Here is a 24,144-nt window from a genome sequence, read left to right on the forward strand (position 1 = left end):
AAGTTCTCCTCTTATTCATGATCAGTTCCATCATTTTCATAAAATTCGTTCACTTGTTGCAGTATAACTGGCAGGCTTTCTCCATCACATATAATGTGATGAATATCAACAAATAGATAGGAGGCCGTTGTTGTCTTCATTAATTTCACACGCATCAACGGTGCTTCGGATAAAACAAACGGTTGTATAAATTTATCGTATTCTGTTTGTATATCTATTTCGTCCACTTCGCTGTAGTCTATTAAAACCCTTGCGTCTGGAGAAATCGTTTGAATAGGCTCACCGTCCACAACATGGAAACTAGTTCGCAAGATTTCTTCTTGCTTTAACAGCTTATCCAAAGCCTTCTGTAATCTTTCTTTATCTAGCGGTTCTTCATAAGCATAAACGTCCGATACGTTGTAGTTAATATTAGGTCCGGTCATCTCGTCCAGAAGATAGAGTCGTTTCTGAGCTGAACTTGTAGGGTAGTATTCAGCTGCTGAAGCTTGTTCTATTGCCACAAACATCTCGCTCTCAATCGACTCGATATTTCCCGCTATCTGCTCGGGCGTACCAAAAGTAAAAACATCTCTAATTGACAATCTTACTCCTATGGCCTTCTCCAATTCATTGCACAAGAGCACTGCTTTCAGTGACGATCCCCCTAGATCAAAGAAGCTATCAGTTACACTGACTTTTTCAATATCTAGAATGTTCTCAAATGCCTGCACGATCAGAGTTTCATATTCATTTCGTGGTGCAATATATTCCTTTGACTTATACTGCGGCTGTGGTAATGAGGCTTTGTCAAGTTTCCCATTACTTGTAAGTGGAATCGCATCAACCGAAATAATATGTGCAGGCACCATGTAATCTGGTAATACTTTACTTAACTTGATCTTAACGTCCTTTTCTTCTATTTCTTTCTCAGTTATTACATAGGCACACAGGAATTTCTCATTCCTTTTGTCTTCTCGCACTATGACTACAGCTTCATTTATGCCTTCAAGCTCCAATAAACGGCTTTCTACTTCTCGTGGTTCAATACGATATCCTCTGATTTTTGCTTGGTCATCCATCCGTCCAATATATTCAATGTTTCCGTTAGGTAACCAACGTGCCAAATCACCTGTCCGATACATCTTTCCGGATCCAAATGGGTTGTGTACAAACTTCTCGTCTGTCAGGTCTTGTCGATTTAAATATCCTTGAGATACACCCTCACCTGTTATACATACCTCACCCGGAACTCCAATTCCACAAAGTTCATTTCCATTTAATATATAAATCTTTAATGTTGGAAGTGGCATTCCTATATCGCTAATTCCTCTCTCGATGGCTTCAGCATCAATATCGCGATAAGTAGCGTATACCGTGGTTTCTGTTGGCCCGTACATATTAACCAGACGACAATGTCTATTGTTCTCATGCCATTTCTTCAAATGTGCTGGATAAAGTGCCTCCCCTGCAAAAATAACATATCGTAAACTATTTATGGTTTGTCCTGTCGTTGCATCGATCAACGCATAGAATGGTGAAGGTACCTGGCATAAGATGGTTACCGCTTCTTTTTGGAGCAGCTCTCCGAAGGCATATCCATCTTTTACTGTATCCTCAGAAGGTATTACAAGCTTTGCTCCATTCAATAGACTTCCGAATATTTCCCAAACCGAAACATCAAAACAATAAGAATGGAATTGAACCCAAATATCATTTTCATATAAATCAAGCTTAAACTTGTCATTCTTGAGTAATCGCACTACATTTACATGCTGAACCATAACACCTTTTGGCCGGCCCGTCGTACCTGAGGTATAAATAACATACATCAAATCACTTGAGTGATTTACATGAACAAGGTTACTGCATTCCATTTGATAATTTGCCTCATCATGAAGATGCATGACAGGAATGTCAACTTCAGGTTCTTTTGTACTGCATAATACGACCTTTGGTTTACAGTCATTAATGATATAATTAATTCTTTCCTCTGGATAAGATGGATCAACCGGTACGTAAGCTGCTCCAGCCTTTAAAATAGCGTATATACCCACCACCATCTCCAAACACTTCTCTGTTGAGATCACCACAAAGTCATTGGGTTGAATGTTATAGTCCTCTCGAAGCTTTCTTGCCAGAGCATTCGCCCGTTCATTTAATTGTGCATAGGTCATCTGTTGTCCATTAAATGTGATGGCTATACTATTAGGTATTCTGGCGGCCTGCTCTTCAAGTAACTGCACAATCGTCATATTTTGAGGGAATTCTGCATCCGTCATATTGAACTCATCCAATATTTTTGCTTCTTCGTACAGATCTACCATGGCAATCTCCTGCAGCTTCTTTTCCGGAGACATTAAAACTCCTTCAATTAATGTTAAGAAGTGTTTTGCCATGTACTCGATCGTTTCTGGTTTGAATAAGTCTGTAGAATATTCAAAATCAATCTTATAGCCTTCTGAATCACTTATCATGGTTAAGGTAAGATCAAATTTAGAAATACTACCTTCAACGGATTCCCTTGTTCCAATATGAATACGATCCGAATAACTCTCTCTCTCATCGTCCTGCAATACAAACATCACATCAAATACTGGGTTTCTTGAGAAATCTCTCTTTACTCCCACTGCTTCAACTAAATCCTCGAACTGATAATCCTTGTTATCGTATGCCTGTAAACATTTCTCTTTTGTACGTAATAATACATCCTCAAATGTATCATCAGCGCACACATTCCCTTTGATTGCCAGAGTGTTTACAAACATGCCCAACATATTTTGGGTATCCGTATGGTTTCGGCCCGATATTGGCGTTCCTACTATAATTTCTTCCTGTCGACTGTATTTTCCTAACATAGAGAAAAAGGTGGATAACAACACCATAAACTCCGTTGCACCATACTTCTTCGCTAACTCTTTTACTTTAATACTCGTTTTTTCTTCTACCTGTGTTCGGAAATTAGCACCTCTAAAGCTTTGTTTATGAGGGCGTGGATAATCCATGATTAAATCCAGGACTGGTATATCACCGGAGAATTCTTTCTTCCAGTACGCTGCCTGTTCTGTGATATCTCTAGCATTTTGCCAAGCAGAAAAGTCTTTATACTGTACTCGTGGTGTTAACAATTCTCTTCCTTCATATAACTCTTGTATTTTGTAAAGCATAACTGGCATGCTTCCTGCATCACATAAAATATGGTGAATATCCAGGAATAAATATGAATCACTTGGAGTATTCAGTATTTTTGCACGCATTAGTGGTGATTTTGACAGGTCAAATGGTTGGACGAAAGTATTATATTCATCTTGGATATACTGTGAATCTGCTGTCTTTACTTCACTGTGCTCCAGCACAATTCTTGCATCTGAAGAAATTTTTTGAATTGGTTCACCATTCACGATATGGAAACTTGTCCTTAAAATTTCCTCATGCTCTACTAATTGATCCAATGCCCTCTGAAGTCGCTCATTGTCTGGTTTAACTTTAAGCTTGATTACTAAAGGAATATTATAAGTTATACCAGGGCCTGTTAGTTGGTCCAAAAGATAAAGTCTCTTTTGAGCTGAACTTATAGAATAGCTTTCTGCTTCTGCTATTTCTGGTATTTCTTCAAACGTATTCTCCTTTGAGTTTTTTATTTGTTCTGCAATATTTTTTGGTGTAACTAAATCAAAAATTTCTCTAAGTGGTAACCTTACCCCTGTGCTCTTCTCTAATTCATTACACAGCCGGATTACATTAAGCGAGTATCCACCCAAATCAAAGAAATTGTCATTTACACTTACTCTTTCCATACCAAGTACATGTTCAAATGCCTCTACTACCAATTTTTCCGTCTGGGTCTTTGGTGCCTCATAACCCCTTATCATCTTAGTTTCTTCAATAAACTGTCCCGGGTTCGGCAATAATTTACGATTTACTTTACCATTTGCAGATAGTGGAATCTCATCTACCTGTATGAATTGTGCCGGGATCATATAATCAGGCAGATGTTTGGCTAACTCTCTTTTTATTTCTGCCAATTCTACGGTCTCATCTGCAACAATATACCCACACAATTGCTTCTCTCCATGTGAATCACTGTAATCAGCGACGACGGACTGGTGAATATGTGGCAAATGATTGATACAGTGTTCTATTTCTCCTAGTTCGACACGATGTCCACGTATCTTAACTTGACTATCTTTTCTTCCCAGGAAGTCTACATATCCTTCCGGACGCATGACACCATAATCACCTGTTTTGTACAGATAACCTAATCTATGGTTGATAAAGGCGGCCTTCGTCTTCTCTTCTTCATTGAGATAACCTACGGCGACTCCTTTTCCACCAATATGCAGTTCTCCTGGTACGCCTACTGGGCATTCTTCCCCACATTCATCCAGTACGTAAATTTGTTGATTTTTCAGCGGATATCCGTAAGGGATACTTTTCCACTCTGGCTTCACTTCTGTGATTGGGAAATATATGGACCATATAGAGCCTTCCGTTGCTCCACCTAACCCGATGACTTGTGCTTTTGGCATTCTTGTTTTGATTTTCGCTGGCAAACCAAGAGAAATCCAGTCTCCACTTAGCATCACCATACGTAAGCGCTCTGCTGAAGTGCTATGCACCGTGTCTTGCTTTGTGCTTTCTAGATACATATCCATAATTGCCGGAACCGAATTCCATATCGTGATTTCTTCTTCGATCATGATCTGATGAATACTGGCCATATCTAAAAGATCTGGAATTAATACTAACTGAGCTCCGCTAATGAGTGCTCCAAAAATATCATAGACGGATAAATCAAAGCTCATCGATGATAGGGCAATGATTTTATCTTCGCTATTTACTTGGAATTTCTCATTAATATCTAATAATGTATTCACTACTGCTTCATGGGTGATCACAACACCCTTAGGATGTCCAGTGCTTCCTGACGTATAGATAGCATAGGCTCTATCCTGCTGGCAGCCTTCTAACAGTTCTAAGGCGCCATCGTTATAGGTAGAAAGGTTCTCTGTTTCATATAAATCCGGATGAATCATGAGCTTGATATCACTATGTTCCACGATATATTTTATTCTTTCCTCAGGATGTTCCGGATTAACAGGAATATAAGCATGGCCGGCTTTTAAAATAGCTACCATATTTACAATGGTCTCAATTCGTCTCTCTGCCCAAACTCCAATATAAGAATTGAGCGCATAGTTTTGTTCTGCTAAATAACGAGCGACCTGATTGGATTTTCTCGCCAACTCGCCATAGGTCAATGTATCCTGTCCTAATTTGACTGCAATAGCATCGGGAGTCTTCTGGCATTGCTGGTCTATTAATCTTTGCAGTAAATCCCCTTCATAATCTCCTTGTGTACGATTGTAATCAAGCAGTAGTTGATACTGTGTTACAGGCAGCGGCATAGATGAAAGTTTATTGTCTATAACTTGCTGTAATCGAAGTTGATACGTTTCAAACATGGCACTGATCATGTCTTCATCAAACAAATCTTTTGCATAATCCCAAGTCACAATTAATTGTCCGTCGCTTTCCGCAACTTGGAAGTCCAAAAACACTTCAGGGGTCTGATTTATTCCGTATTTCAATTCTCCCCTACTACCTATATTGGCATTGAAAAAATCTACTTCGTCACGAAGCATACTCGTAAATACAATTGGCATTATAGCTTGACCTTCTTGACCACGGTGTTCAGCCAGATCACGCAGGAAATCAACCCCACTGTAAAATCTGTGGTCTAACGCTTCAAATAACCGATTCTGAATCTCAGTAGTTCTTTCCCAAAATGGTCTATGAGATGATAAATCGATATCTAACAACAATTTCGATACGAAATCCCCCATCAGAGACATTCCATCTTGATGAAAAGGCTGATTACTAAACAGATTTAAGCTAAGTGCCATATTGGATTGATTGCTCCATTTAAATAGAACTTCCGCATATATTGTGCACAATAACACAGATGGTGCAATTTTGTTATCCAAAGCCTTGTTTCTCACAATCGCCCAGTCTGTCGCAGCAATTCTCGTTTCTAAACGTTTTACTGTTGCGTTGTTTACAGCATTCCCATTTGGAAGAAGTGGTAACTGAGGTGCATGCGGGAAATTGTCTACTTTTGCCTTCCAATAAGCTTGATCTCTTTGCTGCAATGCCCGCATCAAATCTGAAACTTGCTGTGCCAGATGATTGGCACGATGATCAAGCTCTGCTTGGGTCGAATCTTTCTCCTCTTTCTTAACATCCTCTTTCTTAAGTAGCTCTTGCAAACGCTCTTCCGGATGTTTTATAACTTCTGATAGTAATAAAACATAATCATCCAGCATTTGCTTTATCGTTTCCTGTTTAAATAAATCTGTAGAATACTCTAAGTTGACCACATAACCCTCTGATGTGTGTATTACCATTAAATTCAGATCAAACTTAGCTACTTTTCCTTCCATTGGTACCCATGTTCCACTCACAATGCTCTTTGAACCAGACATAATTTCACTCTCTGGCATCATGAACATTACATCAAATAATGGATTTCTTGATAAATCTCTCTTTACATCTACTGCCTCAACCAAGTCTTCATATTGAAAGTCCTGATTATCGTACGCACGAAGACATTTTTCTTTTACTCCAAGCAATACTTGTTCAAAACTCTCCTCTTGTTTCACTTTTCCTTTGATAGCCAAGGAGTTTACAAACATCCCCAGCATTTCTTGTGTATCAACGTGGGTTCTACCTGATACAGGAGTTCCGACTACAATTTCTTCCTGTTGACTGTATTTGCTCAATAGAATCATAAAGGTTGATAACATAGTCATGAATTCCGTAGCACCATGCTTCTTCGCTAATTCTTTTATTTCCATAAAAACTGGTTCTTCAATCTTAGTTTTTACGTCGGCACCATTGAAGCTCTTTTTCTTAGGACGTTGGAAATCTGTATTCAAATTAAGTATTGGAATTTCGCCTAAGAACTCGTTTTTCCAATATGCCGCCTGCTTCGTAATATCCTGAGTCATTTGCCAAGCAGAGAAATCTTTATAATGAAGCCTTGGGATTGGTAAAGTATTTCCTTCATATAACTCGCTTATCCAGTTCATCATAATAGGCAGACTTTCTCCATCAGAAACAATATGATGAATATCCAGCATCAAGTATGAAGCTTGTGGTGTCTGTAATAACTTAACCCGCATCAAAGGTGCTTTGAATAAATTAAATGGGCAAACAAAACGATCATATTCATCTTGAATATCTAGTGTATCTGCTTCTTTGTATTCCAATACTACTCTCGCATCTGGTTGAATCACTTGAACTGGCTCTCCATTAATAAGATGGAAGCTGGTTCTTAATACTTCTTCTCTCTCTAAGAGCTTATCTAATGCTCCCTGTAACTGCTCTTTATCCAGAGTGTTTTCGTATTTTATGACATTCGAAATGTTATAGGAAGTACTAGGACCTACTATCTCATTGAGAAGATAAAGTCGCTTTTGAACAGAACTCATAGGATAGAACTCTGCTTCAGCTATTTTCGGTATTTCCGAAAAACGATCCTGTTGTAAGCTTCCAATTCTTTCTGCAATACGTTTTGGTGTAGATAAAGCAAATATTTCACTAAGCTGCAGTCTTATACCGATTGTCTTTTCTAATTCATTACACAATAATGTAACTTTCAGTGAATGACCACCCAAGTCAAAAAAGCTATCATTGACACTAATTCCTGTTATTCCAAGGACTTTCTCAAATGCTTCAACTATTAACTTCTCTTCTCTATTTATTGGTGCTACATATTCCTTAGGCTTGTATTCTGGTTCTGGTAGTGCCGCTTTGTCCAGCTTTCCATTATGACTTAATGGAATTTGGTCAATTCGAATAATATACACAGGAACCATATAGTCTGGTAACTTCTTGCGTAATTCACTCTTGATTGTATCTTCGTCTAATTCTTCTATTTCTGTATGAACGACTACATAAGCACACAGATATTTTTCTCCTTGCTTGTCTTGTCGTACTACAACGGCTGCTCCACTAACTCCTTCGAGCTCCATCAAAGTACTTTCAATTTCTCCTGGTTCGATTCTGAAACCTCTTATCTTAACTTGATCATCTATACGGCCAAGGTACTCGATATTTCCATCCGGTATCCACCGTGCCAGATCACCTGTTTTATACATCATTCCTGAACCAAAAGGATTTTTAATAAATTTCTGAGCTGTTAATTCTTCACGATTTAAGTATCCACGCGACACACTTTCTCCTGCAATACATAATTCCCCTGGTACACCTATTCCGGCTATTTTTTCATTTGATAATATATAAATTTGTGTATTACTAATAGGCTTACCAATTAATATTTTATCTACATCTAAGCATGTTGGACAATGATATCCACTGGAATTAACTGTAGTTTCTGCTGGACCATAGAGATTCAGTAGTTCTGCTCTTACTTGTCCTTTTTCCCTTAATTGATTATAATGTCTCACACTTTCCGCATTCAGTTTCTCACCAATATTAATGATATAACGCAGAGTATTTATTTTTTCTTTGCTCATATCTAATTCTTCTAGAAACATATTGAACATGGAAGGAACGAACTGGATTGCATTGACTTTATAATCCTGAATTACCTTGATGATCTTATCACTTTGACTTTCTTCTCCTTGTTGCAAAATAACAAGTTTACCACCCGCTAACATCCACCAAAATACTTCCCAGGCAAAAACATCAAATGTACAAGTGGTCTTCATTAAAAGAGATTCTCCCTCGTGTAATGGGTATTCTCTTTGTGTCCACATCTGCTGATTGACTATATTCTGATGCTCTACCATAACCCCTTTTGGTTTTCCTGTTGTACCCGATGTATAAACCAGATAAATAAGATCACGAGGAGTATTTACATGTTCTAGATTCCCTGCACCTTCTCCATAATTGCTTTCACTATATAAGTTAACAACCTTTTCAGGAGAAATATTATACTTTCCATGACCAATTAAAACCGCTTTAGGCTGGCTATCTTCCAATATATACTCGATACGTTCTTCTGGATACAATGGGTCAATGGGTACATATGCTGCACCCGACTTTAGGATGGCATATAACCCGATCACCATCTCCAAACTTCTTTCTGCTATAATCGCAACAAAATCATCAGGCTGGACATGGTATTCCCGTCGTAACTTTAATGCAAGCTGATTGGCACGAGCATTTAATTCAGCGTAACTCAATTGCTCATTCCCGCATACAACTGCTGTATTATGGGGGGTTCTTGCTACTTGTTCTTCAAATAATTGTACAATTGTCTTGTCTCTTGGATAGTCGCTGTCCGTTGCGTTAAACTGTACTAATTCTTTCATTTCTTCTGCTTCACTGGTCATGCCTAATTCGATTAATTTCGTCTGTGGTGCTGCAATTGCTTGTTCCATAAGCCTTTGCAGATGGGAACCAATAATGTTTATTTGTTCCTTGTTATATAGCTTTGTACTGAAAAGAATTCTAAAATGGATACGATCACTCTTAAATGCTGTCATCCCCAAGTCATACCCAATTTGTTCGCGGTAATATTCGGATTCCACATTTAATTTGCCATCAATATTTATACTTGTTCCTTGATAGCCTTCAAAGAAGAATAATGTTCCAATTAGATCTCTTCCTAATAAAGTATGATTCTGTATTTCTGCTAAGGGAAGAAAATCGTGTTCATTTGCAATAATTGCCTGGCTCTGTAATGATTTCAACAAATCGGCAAAGGTGTCTTCGTTTGTTGTCGATATACGTACGGGTATTGTATTGATAAATAAACCAACGATTTCTTCAATACCTTCAATCTCTGCATTTCTACCAGATACAACTTTTCCAAATACAACATCATTTGTTGAGTTGTATTTTTCCAATAAAACGCCCCAACAAGCTTCTACTAGCGTGTTCAATGTTACATCATATTGGGCACATATCGCTTCTGCTTGTTCAGTTACCTCTATGCTTAACTTAAACTCTTGGCTCTGACTCTCTTCTTCTGTTTCATCTGGACGACCTAAAGGTAGAATATCAGCCCTTGTCTCATATCCTTGAAGAAGGTCTTCCCAATATTTAAGGCTCGTCTCTTTATCTTTTTCATTTATATAATGGACAAACTTTTCATAGCTACCCATTTTATTAGAAGCAGCCTGATTAGGTGTTTTTAATTGTTCTTCATCTGTTGCCATATACGCACTAAATAATTCTTTACGCAAAATTGGCAAACACCAACCATCTAAAATAATATGATGGTTTGTCATGATCAACCGATAACCACTGTTGTTTATTTTTATCAGATTCATACGAAGTAGTGTATCTTCTTCTAAATCAAATCCTCGTTTTACATCTTGTTCCTTTAAATCAAGATAATCCGATTCATTATCTACTTCCATATAATTAAATTCCGGCATTCTTTCTTTCAATACAACTTGTCTTGGTACACTTACTCCCCGATAACAGATTTTTGTACGTAAAATATCATGCTGTGTTGCTAAATACTTAAAAGCTTTGTGCATCTTCTCTACATCTACATCTGCCAATCGCAACGTCTGCTGAACAACATATTTTGTAGATGATTCATCCATAAGCTTCTCATAGAGCATTCCCTCTTGCACAGGAGCCAATGGATAGATACGTTGAATTTCCTGGCCGCGGATTTCGACAGCTTCCTGTACATAACAAAATTCGCTATCTTTCCATACGCTCTCACCAAAATCACTTGCCGTTGACTCACTCTTCTGTGCGTGGGAGCAATGTTCTGCGACTGCTATCAGTTCTTCTTCATATGCTTTTCCTATTTGCTCAATTCTCTCAGCCAAATAACGACTGCTGTTGCAGGTTACTGTCATAGATAAACTACCTTTTTGCACATGACCTATGACGTTAATGGATGGTCCAAATTGATTACGAGGATTCGTATCCTGTCCATAACCTAATTGTGAAAACTCGAAATATAGATCGCCAGATTCTTTCTTTGTTCCTAGTTCTCCAAGATAATTAAATGATATATCTGGTGCCACTTCTACATCCATTTCTTCTGGATTACCCATGGCTGCATTCTTTATGATGCCATAATCAATTCCATGTCCTGGTACGCGTCGTAGTGTCTCTTTCGTATTTCGAATATCCTGTGCAATATTAGTGCCTAACTCATCTAAAACTACGGGATATATACTAGTGAACCATCCTATTGTCCTACCTAAATCAAAAGAGCCTACTGTTTCTTCACGACCATGTCCTTCCATCTGTATAGCAAGCGTTCTCTGACCTGTTACTTTGTTTACCGCACGTCCTAGTGCTGCTACAAGCAAGTCATTAATCTCTGTATTATAAGCATGTGCACTTTCTTTTAATAACTTTTCTGTGATAGCGGCATTAAGACATGCCACGGCTGTCTTTGGTTCGAATTTATCATCAATTCCATCTTCTTTTAACTTACCATCAACCAATTTATTTTCTATTTCTGACCAGTAAGCTAACCTTCTCTTTAACTTTTCACTCTGGCTGTAATAAGCTAATCCTTCGCTCCATACTTTAAAGGAAACGGTTTTAGCTGGTAATGTTATCTCTTTTTGATTCAAAGCTTGAGAGTAGCCCTTCTCCAAATCCTCAGTTAAAATCCGCCAGGAAATCACATCCATTATCATATGATGAGCTAGCAACATCATATAATCTTGCTCCGGCGTACTAAATAAAACAGCCTGCAATAATGGTCCTTCCGCCAAATCCATCTTTACTTTCGTTGTCTTAATTTTTTCCTGAATCTCTTCAGATTCACATGCTATTTTTGTAAAGCCGTACCATTTCTTATCTTCTACTTTCCCTATAACCTGTTTCTTATCTTTGTACGTAGCTCTCAACATATCATGATGCTGCACTAACGCAGATAAAGCTTTTTGTAGTGCCAGATCATTTAGTTTTTCACGAACCTTAAACACTTGGCATACATTAAAATGTTCAGGATCTATCATATTTTGTGCGAAGAAATAGTTTTGAATTGGTGTCAGTGAAATTTCACCAGTTATTTCTCCTTGCTCCGCAGGCATAATTTCTTTTTTTGTGGATAAATTCATGGCTATTAGCTTTGGTGTTCTCTCCATCAAAAGATTTCGCATGGAGCTATCGTATCCAGCTTCTCTTATCTTGTTTAGAATATGGATAGCCTTAATCGAATCTCCACCCAAATCAAAGAAATTGTCATTTACACTTACTCTTTCCATACCAAGTACATGTTCAAATGCCTCTACTACCAATTTTTCCGTCTGGGTCTTTGGTGCCTCATAACCCCTTATCATCTTAGTTTCTTCAATAAACTGTCCCGGGTTCGGCAATAATTTACGATTTACTTTACCATTTGCAGATAGTGGAATCTCATCTACCTGTATGAATTGTGCCGGGATCATATAATCAGGCAGATGTTTGGCTAACTCTCTTTTTATTTCTGCCAATTCTACGGTCTCATCTGCAACAATATACCCACACAATTGCTTCTCTCCATGTGAATCACTGTAATCAGCGACGACGGACTGGTGAATATGTGGCAAATGATTGATACAGTGTTCTATTTCTCCTAGTTCGACACGATGTCCACGTATCTTAACTTGACTATCTTTTCTTCCCAGGAAGTCTACATATCCTTCCGGACGCATGACACCATAATCACCTGTTTTGTACAGATAACCTAATCTATGGTTGATAAAGGCGGCCTTCGTCTTCTCTTCTTCATTGAGATAACCTACGGCGACTCCTTTTCCACCAATATGCAGTTCTCCTGGTACGCCTACTGGGCATTCTTCCCCACATTCATCCAGTACGTAAATTTGTTGATTTTTCAGCGGATATCCGTAAGGGATACTTTTCCACTCTGGCTTCACTTCTGTGATTGGGAAATATATGGACCATATAGAGCCTTCCGTTGCTCCACCTAACCCGATGACTTGTGCTTTTGGCATTCTTGTTTTGATTTTCGCTGGCAAACCAAGAGAAATCCAGTCTCCACTTAGCATCACCATACGTAAGCGCTCTGCTGAAGTGCTATGCACCGTGTCTTGCTTTGTGCTTTCTAGATACATATCCATAATTGCCGGAACCGAATTCCATATCGTGATTTCTTCTTCGATCATGATCTGATGAATACTGGCCATATCTAAAAGATCTGGAATTAATACTAACTGAGCTCCGCTAATGAGTGCTCCAAAAATATCATAGACGGATAAATCAAAGCTCATCGATGATAGGGCAATGATTTTATCTTCGCTATTTACTTGGAATTTCTCATTAATATCTAATAATGTATTCACTACTGCTTCATGGGTGATCACAACACCCTTAGGATGTCCAGTGCTTCCTGACGTATAGATAGCATAGGCTCTATCCTGCTGGCAGCCTTCTAACAGTTCTAAGGCGCCATCGTTATAGGTAGAAAGGTTCTCTGTTTCATATAAATCCGGATGAATCATGAGCTTGATATCACTATGTTCCACGATATATTTTATTCTTTCCTCAGGATGTTCCGGATTAACAGGAATATAAGCATGGCCGGCTTTTAAAATAGCTACCATATTTACAATGGTCTCAATTCGTCTCTCTGCCCAAACTCCAATATAAGAATTGAGCGCATAGTTTTGTTCTGCTAAATAACGAGCGACCTGATTGGATTTTCTCGCCAACTCGCCATAGGTCAATGTATCCTGTCCTAATTTGACTGCAATAGCATCGGGAGTCTTCTGGCATTGCTGGTCTATTAATCTTTGCAGTAAATCCCCTTCATAATCTCCTTGTGTACGATTGTAATCAAGCAGTAGTTGATACTGTGTTACAGGCAGCGGCATAGATGAAAGTTTATTGTCTATAACTTGCTGCAATCGAAGTTGATACGTTTCAAACATGGCACTAATCATGTCTTCATCAAACAAATCTTTTGCATAATCCCAAGTCATAATTAATTGTCCGTCTCTTTCCGTGACTTGGAAATCTAAAAATACTTGAGGGGTCTGGCTTATTCCGTATTTAATTTTCCCTAATTTCGTCAACGTATCTGCAAATTCCGATTTATCGAATAACATACTAGTAAATACAATTGGCATAATCGCTTTACTAGTCATTTCTCTCTTACTTGCAATATTTCGTATAACATCAACACCACTATAAAAACGATGGTCTACTGCTTCAAATAATATATCTTGAACCATAGATGCTTTCTCCCAAAAAGCACGATGAACAGATAAATCAATATCTAACAATAAAACTGATGTAAAATCTCCAATCAACTTCATTACGTCTGGATGAAAGGACTGTCGATTAAATAATGTTAAATTAAGTGCCATTCTGGATTGATTGCTCCATTTGCACAAAACTTCCGCATAAATTGTACATAAGAATACAGATGGTGTTACACCGTACTGAGTTGCCAGGCCCTTCACAATATTCCATTGATCAGTTGTCAGACTTTTCTCCATTCGCTGAAATATTGGTTTCTCTATGAATTCTGGCTCACAAACTAATGGTAGCTGAGGTGCATAGGGAAAATCCTCTATTTTGGCTTGCCAATAGTCTTGAGCTTTTTGATAGGCGGAAGATTCACGAAAGCTCTCCAATGCCCTTACATAATCTGAGAATTGGAATGTTAAAGGTTTAATCTCCATATTCGGTTTCTCATAATAATCCATTATCTCTTGTATTAAAATTAATAAACTGCCTCCATCAGCAATTAATAAGTCAATATCCAGGAAGAGATAATTTTTCTTCTCACCAAGAATAAATGCAGTCAACTCAAATAATGGCCAATGATCTTGTTGGAAAACAAAATGTGACCTGCTATTTCTTTTTTCCAATATACGTTTTTGTTGATCCTCTAAAGACAAGTCTTGTAAATCTTCAATACAAATCTCATAAGAAGAATTAGAACGCCGAACTTTTTGCATTCCTGTATCATCAAAAATAGTACGCAGCATAAGCTGACGCTCTAAAACATGATTCAATGCATCGTTTAAGCGTTTAATATCTAATTCTGTTTCAAACTCATAATAGGCATGTGTGGAGACATTACCCATTTCCATAATATTTTGTCTTCCAACTAAATAGGCTCCTTGTATTTCTGTTACCTGGAATGGCTCATACCACATGTCTTTATTCCCTGTTAATTCGGATGCATTGACATCCTCTGCCTTTAGTTGTTCCTCAACCATCTTAATTATTTGTTCCAGGGTAGACATTTCGAAAAGGCTTACAATAGGGATTTCGACTTGAAATCGTTGATTTATTTCATCCTGGAAACGAATCAACGTTAACGAACTAACTCCCATCCGAGAAATCGTATCGTCTACTTTCAAAGAAGGGATAGAGAATACTTCTTTTGCAATTTCAACGATTTGATTTTCAATCTCCGTTTTGTTCCATGCTGACTTCTTTGCAGATTCCTTGATACTCTGATAAGAATATGGAGCTATTGCGATAACTTCATCAAACTCATGATTCTCAAATCGCTCTATTAAAATAAAACGTTTTACCTTTCCACTTGTTGTTTTCGGTATCGTTTTTATTGGAATTACATAATCTGCAGCTATTCCAACCCGTTCTAATACCATATCCTGCACTTGATGGGCAAGTGGCAAAAATGCCTTGGCATCTTTTCGATTATGTACAAATACTATAATTTCATCCCTGATCGATGACGGATTGCGAACACCACACACAACGACTTGAGACAACTCTGGGATCGCCAATGTTAACATATTTTCTATATCGCTAGCATAATAATTCTGACCATTTACAAACAGAATATCCTTCTTTCTGCCCATTACAATGAGTTCTCCATTGCGTAAAAGTCCTAAATCTCCTGTACAGAAGAAGCCCTGTTCATTAAAAGGGGAACTATCATGATTCATATATCCCTCAAATACATTTTTCCCTTTGATCACTATATTGCCTATGTAATTTTCCCCTAAGATGTGGTCTTCATCATCTACAATCAATATTTCTAATTCATATAATGGTTCTCCTACTATGGCAAACTCTGCTGCATTTGGCTCCTTCGTTTCTATATACTCCACTTCTTGACCAATACGAGCTTTATGACGGTTAATACATACACTTCTATTATGTCCTTCTTCAGGAATAGTAACAGCCAGACTAGCTTCTGCCATACCATAGACTTGATGGATCGTATTTTCACGCAAGCCAGAAGACGAGAATTTTTCATAAAATCGTCTAATGGTATCCATTGATATTGGTTCTGCACCACACATTATGTTTCGCACACTAGATAAATCAATATTTTCTAAATGTGAATCCTTTACAGTCTTTATCATCCAGTCTAATCCAAAATTCGGACTTACAAGCACCGTTGCTTTTAATTGCGCACATTTTTGAAGATATAGCCAAGATTTCTTTAAAAATGTACCCGAATTTAGAAGGGAATGAGATATACCCGCAAATATCGGAGTTAAATGATAACCGATCAAGCCCATATCATGTGTCAATGGTAACCAACTAGCCATGACATCATTTGTGTCTAGTTTCAAACGATCTACTATCTGTGCCAAATTATAAACTAGATTTTCATGTGTTAATTTTACTCCTTTAGGGTTACCTGTGCTGCCAGACGAATATTGTATATACGCTAAGTCCTGACAATCTACTGTAACGCATTGCCCCTCTTCCATATTACATGCTAAGGTTTCATACTCTAAGTATTTCAAATTATTGGCTTCATAACTTTCTCTAAACGTATTTAAATTTCTTTCATCAGTAATTATCCACGCATTCGGCAACTGCTCACTTACTTTCACTAACTTCTTGAAAGCTTCAGTGTCAGGCGATGCAATTAGCGGTACAGACAGAGGAACGGGGATCATGCCTCCTAAAATACAACCCCAAAACAACCTTATAAAGGATAGATTATTGTTTGTCTGAAAGATAATATAAGAGCCCTTCTGAAATCCCTGCTTTTGTAGTGCCCCTAAGATGGATTTGGCATTAAAATAAAGACTTTCATAAGACTCAAACAATTCAGAGCCATCGGATTGAGTAAAGTAAACTCCCCTTGATTTCTCGTTAGCATAAATTCCAAGTAATTGATCTAGTGTTATATTAACTCCATCCTCTAATACTGATTTTGTATAAGGTTTCATATTTCACATCCTAAAAAGTTATTGTTTTTATGCTGCGATATTATCTTTGTTACAATTGATGCAACGTCTTGATCTTGCCTCTTTAATATTAAAATTTATGTTGAGAATTATTTATGTATATTGGCTTCTATAATTCTATTATATTCTATTTAAGGATAATATCAACAGAATTTTTAAAATTTTTCCAGCTCAAAGGGCGTGGTTTAAACCCACCGCCCTTAGCCTTCGGGTTGGATAGTAATAATCAGAATCACTTAAAAAAACACTCAATAATGCCCCCGTTGTCAAGACACGATTTTTTGAGGAAAAAGTTATGTCCTTTATTTTTTATTATTTCAAAATAAAACAGCTAAGAAAATATAATTTTCTTAGCTGTTTTACTTTCTAGCTGATTTTGAAATCTAGTTTAGGAGTTCTTGAAACTATTCCGAATAATTATGAAAAATCACATCTATTACATCGCTTCCGAATCCCACTCATGCTCCTGTTCAACGAATACAATACCTAATTCGTGATGTCCACCAGCATATAATGCAGTTTGTGCAAGACGAAGCTCACCATTTGTATCTAATACTTCTAATTTACAAAATGCTCCTGTCGTCTTCGTTTGAAGCGCATCATAAAATTCCTCGGCGCTTTTTGGAATGACTCCATTTACTTTCGTAATAATTTCTCCAGGCAGTAATTTCAGCTCTGCTCCAATTGTATTTGGAATTGTATCTAGTACAACGAGCCCATCATTGCGTGCAGCAAAATACGCTGGTCTTGTTTCATCGGCAATTTTTTCTTGCATCGAAATTGTGAAACGCCCAAGCATAGCGACTCCCATCGCGATAATTGCAAGTACATGCCACCAGTAACTTGCGATTCCTAAAACGAGCACAAGTCCTGCTAACCCATAAACACGTCTTCCTGTAAATAATAAAGCTTCCGTCGGCTCATAACTTTTAATATTTCTCATAAATCCAATTAAAAATGGAACGAGGAATAGAGAATATGTATTTGAACCTATTGAAACGACAGGCCACCATGAAATAAACTGCGTTACCGCATCACCCGGTACAAGAATAAAAATAGGAACGATCCATAAACGCTTTGATTCGTGTAAACCAATCTTTAATCCACGCTTCCCCTGCCTAATCCTCGGCGTCGAATATCCTACTGCATTTTTAGAAATCAATAAGCCTTCTACAATAAGCATAACGCCTAGTAAAATAACAAGGGATACAATGGTACTCTCTTCACCTTCTCGAAGCTGTAAAAAGGAAACTGGTAGCTTAGAAGATAATAGAACACATACGATCGCAATGCTAAATGTATAAGCCGCCGATAAACATCGATACATAGCCGTTAATCCAAATAGTAACGTCCAAATTAAAATGGCCCATAAGCTTGCTTTAGAAACAACAAGTCCAAGCCCAATCGTAATAATAGATACTACTAATCCGTATCCAATCCCTGCAAATAGAGAGGTTCGCAGTTCAAACCAAATATCATAAACTTTAAAAGAAAAATCTTTTCGTTCTCTTAACATACGTAAGTATCCAACGAAGATACTACTTATTACAAATATATAGACAGCAGGGTGTAAGAAAAAACGTCCAACTGCCCGCATTATTTCAAAAATCCATGCCTCCATGAACTCATTCACCACCATTTATATCATTCTTTCTTTTTATATTATCATAACTAAACAAACGTTTGTTTAACACAAAAAAATACAGGCAGCAAACTGCCTGTATTTCTTCTTATTTTGCCATTAATTTTAATGCTGACTGTAATTGTAGATCATTTTCTCCAGAACGGATTTTTTCGATAATTTTAGTTTGAATCGCTTCAGCTGTCTTTTTATCAAGCTGTCCTGTCGCTTCCATTTCATTTGCATTTTGGAATGCTTTCAGAGCCGATTCTGTCTCTTTACTAAAGTATCCATCTTCACGACCTGGTACATAACCTAAGCTCTTAAGCATTTCCTGAGCATGTTTTACTTGTACATCATTTGAATTGTATGAAAGTGTTTTTTCAATTTGAATTGGTGTCGCATGATAATAATTTGGTTGCTTCACTTCTACTGTTGGCGCGATTCCTTTTTTATGAATCCAGTTCCCATCCGGTGTTAACCATTTAAACATCGTTAATTTAATGTTGCTGCCGTCTTTAAATGGAACAGCTTGCTGGACAGTACCTTTACCAAATGTCTTTTCACCAATTAAATCGTATCCTTCTCCTTCTTTTAACGCACCCGCTAAAATCTCTGAAGCAGAAGCACTTCCATTATCAATTAATACTGAAATTGGATATGGTTTTCTCTCTTTCAGTTCCGTAGAGAATTTCTTCTTCTCACCATTTCGCTGCTCTACTTGTAGCATCGGCTTTTTATTCGTCATAATTTCCCCTAGTATATCTTCTACACTATTTAAGTAGCCACCAGGATTACCACGCACGTCAATAACTAAGCCTTTTATATTTTTCTTCTCTAACTCTTTTAACTGATCCTTAAATTCTTTCGCTGTATTTTCAGCAAAAGAAGTGATTTGCATATAACCGATATCTTTTCCGCTCTCTTGCTTCACAGAACTAAACACTGTAAAGATCGGAATCTTTTCACGCTTAATTTTAAATACAATCGGATCAGTTACTCCCGCACGTTTAATTTCAATTGCGACAGTCGTTCCCTTTTTACCACGAATTTTTAATACTGCTTCTTCACGTGATAAGTCTTTCACACTGTTTCCATCTACAGATAAAATTTGGTCATTCGGTTTAATTCCTATCTTTTCTGCTGGTGAACCTTTAATTGGCGATACGATAATAAGCTTACCGTCCGTCTTGTTCACCTCAGCCCCAATCCCCTCTAATTCGGGATCAAGCGATTCACTAAACTGTTTGGCTGTTTCTTTATCCATATACGTGGAATAAGGGTCCTTCAGCGTAGACAACATACCTTGTATTGCACCTTCAACTAACTTTTCATCTTTCACGTCTTCCACATAACGTGAATCAATTAGTGCATACGCCTCATTAATTTTTGCCAAATTCCCTTGCGCAGTGCTAGCATTCCCACTCGAAATTGTTTGCGTTACTTCTGATGGGTTAACCCCAAATACAGACATGCCTGCAAACATTCCGCCAGCACCAATTAAAAATGCAACAACCATTCCAATAATTGCAACTCTACGTTTCAATGCGGAATTCCCCTTTCCAAAACACACAGGTGGTGTAGCAAAAGGCATCACACAGTGTGTGATGCCTTTACCTATTTCTACTATATGATAAGCTTGTACGAATTATGTTTGCAACTTTTTATACTTTTAAGAAGCGACGAATTGACATTACACTTCCCCACATACCGATTAAAGCACCGATTAACACTAGTAAACCAGCTAATTGGAATACGAATGGACTGTATGGTAGAAGCTCGAAAATTGTTCCGCCAAGTTTTTCATTAAACACACCTTGCAACGAATTATACGTAATTAGAATTAGGCCAATTGGAATAATTGATCCTAATACTCCTAAGAATAATCCCTCTAGCAAGAATGGCCAACGAATAAACCAGTTTGTTGCACCAACAAGTTTCATAATTTCAATTTCTGTACTACGAGCATAAATTGTAATTTTAATTGTATTAGAGATTAAGAACATCGCTGTGAATAAAAGACCAGCAATTAACGCAATCCCAATGTTACGACCAGTTTTTACAGTATCAAATAATCGTTCAACTTGCCCTTTTCCGTACTGAACATTACTAACAAACTGCATTTTTTCAACCTTCTTCGCGATTGTCGCTGTATCGGTTGGTTCTTTCGCTTTTACAACGAATACGTTTTTAAGTGGGTTATCTTGTTCAAATAACTCAAACGTTTTTCCACTATCACCTAAGCTTTTAATTAAACGTTTTAACTCTTCTTCTTTAGAAGAATATTTAATAGAATCTACTTTTGCAATCTTACTCATATCTTCTTCTAATTTCTTTTGATCCGCTTCTTTTGCAGCTGGATCAATGTGTACACGAATCTCTACATCTTGCTCTACTTTCGTCGCAAAATGGTTCATATTCATAATCGCTGTTAAAAAGACACCTACAAGTAATAATGTAACTGTTACTGCACTAACAGAAGCAAATGTCATCCATCCGTTACGTGATAGATTCTTTACACCTTCTCGCAAATGTCGACTAAGGGTCTTAGCCTTCATATCCGTATCCTCCCTCAATCTCATCTCGAACAATTTTTCCGCCTTCAATCGCGATTACACGATGACGGATTGTATTTACGATATCTGCATTATGCGTCGCCATAACAATCGTTGTGCCGCGCTCATTAATGCGAGTAAAAATATTCATAATATCAAGAGCTGTTTCAATATCTAAGTTACCTGTTGGCTCATCGGCAATTACAACCTTTGGTCTATTTACAATTGCTCTTGCAATAGCCACACGTTGTTGCTCCCCGCCCGAAAGCTCACTTGGAAGTGCGTCTGCACGATCTTCAAGGCCTACAAGACCTAGAACTTCTGTTACACGCTCACGAATTGCATCCGGTTCTTCTTCAATTACTTCTAAAGCAAACGAAACATTCTCATATACCGTTAACTTAGGTAGCAATTTGAAATCTTGGAAAATCACGCCTAATTGACGACGAAAATACGGAACGTCTCTTTCTGCCAATGTTTCGATAGTAAGTCCATTTACATTAATAGATCCTGTAGATGGTTTCTCTTCACGATACATCATTTTAATAAATGTAGATTTTCCGGCTCCACTCGGTCCAACTACGTATACGAATTCACCTTGTTTAATGTTAACTGTAAGACCAGCAATGGCTTTCATACCATTCGGGTACTCCTTATAAACATTCGTCATTTTTATCATTATTTATCACCCAATACTTAATGATTTTTTTCGAAATACTTTTCTGTACATCTGAAAACAAAAGACATCCTTCATTTTCATTTAGTCATCCTTGTTGAAGATAGTTTACTTATGCTTTCTCATAAGCAATACCACTCTATGTAATATATTTCAGCAAAATTCTACAAACCCCATTGTAACATCAAACGGTTTCCAATTTGGATACATTTTTGTTACAGTTATGTTACATACCAGAAAAAAGGAAAACGAGTTGACTATATTATCAACTCGTCCATTTCACCTTTTTTATTTATGTTCAGCTAACCATTCAGACACTTTTTTCGCATCTTCACCTTGAATAAGTCCTGGTGACATTGAACCGCGGCCTTTTTTAATAATCTCTTCGATATCTGCAGCGTCGTACTTACCGCCTACTTTTCTTAAATCAGGTCCAGTTGCCCCTGATAAATCTGTTGCGTGACATCCCGCACAACTTCTTTGGAAAATTTGTTCTGCGCTGTCTGTACTTGCAGACTGTTTCGAAGACTTACTCTCTTCTTTATTTCCGCATGCTCCTAAAGCAAAAACAACCGATGTCCCTAGCGCAATAGCCAACAATTTCTTTTTCACTTCTATCGCTCCCCATTGTTGATATTCTTTTTATTCCTAACACACTCATTTTCATTATAAGCATTATCTTTATATAGAAAAACTAAGGTGTATTTCATATTCCTCAAAAATACAGTGAGAACCTTGATAAAATAAAGCTTTCATAAGTTGTTTCAATTCTGTGAACAACTTAAAAAACTTCTATAAAGCATCCTTTTTAAAAGGAAAATTAGAAAAGTTCTATATAAATCTTTACCATATTACCGCTCTATTTTACTATTCTCTACTTTTTACAAAACAATATACAGCATTGTAATCTACATATAATCCCATCAAAAAGAGAAGTTGTCGTTTCCAACTTCTCTTCCTCTTTACTTCATCTATAAAAATAAAATCAAATTCTTTATATCCTCTATTGTCCTCAGCATGCGCCAACAATTTCGTTGGCTTTTTTTCGCTTATTAGATGCGAGAACGTAAGTAAGCATCAATAAATGGATCAATCTCTCCATCCATAACAGCTTGTACGTTACCAACCTCCGTATTTGTACGATGGTCTTTTACAAGAGAATACGGGTGGAATACGTAAGAACGGATTTGGCTACCCCATCCGATTTCTTTTTGCTCTCCGCGAATTTCATCTAATTCTGCTTGTTGCTCTTCTAGTTTCTTTTGATATAATTTCGCTTTTAACATTTTCATCGCATGCTCACGGTTTTTAATTTGAGAACGCTCCGACTGACATGTTACAACCGTATTTGTCGGTGTATGTGTAATACGAACTGCTGAATCTGTCGTATTTACGTGCTGTCCACCAGCTCCACTTGCTCGGTACGTATCAATTTTTAAATCTTCTGTACGTACTTCGATTTCAACTTCATCATTGAACTCTGGTACAACTTCACAAGATACGAATGATGTATGACGACGCCCTGAAGAATCGAATGGTGAAATACGTACAAGACGATGTACACCTTTCTCTGCTTTTAAGTAACCGTAAGCGTTATGACCTTTAATTAATAAAGTTACACTCTTAATACCAGCTTCATCACCTGGTAAATAGTCAACCGTTTCTACTTTGAATCCGCGTTTTTCAGCCCAGCGTGTGTACATACGTAATAGCATAGAACCCCAGTCTTGTGACTCAGTTCCACCTGCACCTGGATGTAATTCTAAAATCGCATTATTTTTATCATAAGGATCACTTAATAGTAACTGAAGCTCATACTCATTCATTTCTTGAATTAAGCCTTTTACTTCTGATTCTAATTCCTCATGTAAATCTTCATCATACTCTTCTTTTAAAAGCTCATGCGTGATTTCTAAATTTTCGAACGTCTCATCTAACTGACGGAACTTTCCAACCATATCTTTTAACGCATTCGCTTCATTAATTACAGCTTGTGCGCCTTGTTGGTCATCCCAAAATCCTGCGCCCATCATTTTCTCTTCTAATTCTGCAATTTGTTTCTCCTTAGTAGGGAGGTCAAAGAGACCCCCTAAAAGCCGCTAATCGCTTAGCCATTTTCTCTAATTCCTGTCTAATTTCTACTAATTCCATTTCCTTCACCTC

Annotated in this window: 7 protein-coding genes; all 7 read right to left on the minus strand. The window is 37.5% G+C overall.

Features of this window, described 5'->3' with window-relative positions; all coding sequences use genetic code 11:
- Window positions 1-11: 11 nt before the first annotated feature.
- Window positions 12-17,111, minus strand: coding sequence for an amino acid adenylation domain-containing protein (locus ACZDYH_RS20235; RefSeq protein WP_474887055.1), 17,100 nt, complete (start codon window positions 17,109-17,111; stop codon window positions 12-14).
- A gap of 454 nt (window positions 17,112-17,565) precedes the next feature.
- Window positions 17,566-18,750, minus strand: coding sequence for a PDZ domain-containing protein (locus ACZDYH_RS20240; RefSeq protein WP_000388603.1), 1,185 nt, complete (start codon window positions 18,748-18,750; stop codon window positions 17,566-17,568).
- Between the two features lie 109 nt (window positions 18,751-18,859).
- Window positions 18,860-20,296, minus strand: coding sequence for a S41 family peptidase (locus tag ACZDYH_RS20245; protein WP_000830313.1), 1,437 nt, complete (start codon window positions 20,294-20,296; stop codon window positions 18,860-18,862).
- Between the two features lie 118 nt (window positions 20,297-20,414).
- On the minus strand, window positions 20,415-21,308 hold the full coding sequence (ftsX, locus tag ACZDYH_RS20250) for a permease-like cell division protein FtsX (RefSeq protein WP_000645027.1): 894 nt from the start codon (window positions 21,306-21,308) through the stop codon (window positions 20,415-20,417).
- Window positions 21,298-21,984 (minus strand): cell division ATP-binding protein FtsE, encoded by a 687-nt coding sequence (gene ftsE / locus ACZDYH_RS20255; protein ID WP_000594321.1) that lies wholly within the window; start codon window positions 21,982-21,984, stop codon window positions 21,298-21,300. Before ftsE ends, ftsX begins: the two co-directional genes overlap by 11 nt.
- Window positions 21,985-22,269: 285 nt before the next feature.
- On the minus strand, window positions 22,270-22,593 hold the full coding sequence (gene cccB, locus ACZDYH_RS20260) for a cytochrome c551 (RefSeq protein WP_000727971.1): 324 nt from the start codon (window positions 22,591-22,593) through the stop codon (window positions 22,270-22,272).
- 440 nt (window positions 22,594-23,033) lie between these two features.
- Window positions 23,034-24,132, minus strand: a protein-coding gene (gene prfB, locus ACZDYH_RS20265; protein WP_096001716.1) for a peptide chain release factor 2 whose coding sequence is annotated in 2 segments (ribosomal slippage) — window positions 23,034-24,059 and window positions 24,061-24,132 — 1,098 coding nt in all. Because the reading frame shifts where the segments join, the coding sequence is not laid out codon by codon here.
- Window positions 24,133-24,144 lie beyond the last annotated feature (12 nt).

Source organism: Bacillus sp. EB V-12, from assembly GCF_056158125.1.

What these genes read in the sequence shown, in the direction of transcription:
- ftsE (WP_000594321.1), bottom strand. Translation starts at nt 21,984, where the DNA reads ATGATAAAAATGACGAATGTTTATAAGGAGTACCCGAATGGTATGAAA.
- ACZDYH_RS20235 (WP_474887055.1), bottom strand. Translation starts at nt 17,111, where the DNA reads ATGAAACCTTATACAAAATCAGTATTAGAGGATGGAGTTAATATAACA.
- ACZDYH_RS20240 (WP_000388603.1), bottom strand. Translation starts at nt 18,750, where the DNA reads ATGGAGGCATGGATTTTTGAAATAATGCGGGCAGTTGGACGTTTTTTC.
- ftsX (WP_000645027.1), bottom strand. Translation starts at nt 21,308, where the DNA reads ATGAAGGCTAAGACCCTTAGTCGACATTTGCGAGAAGGTGTAAAGAAT.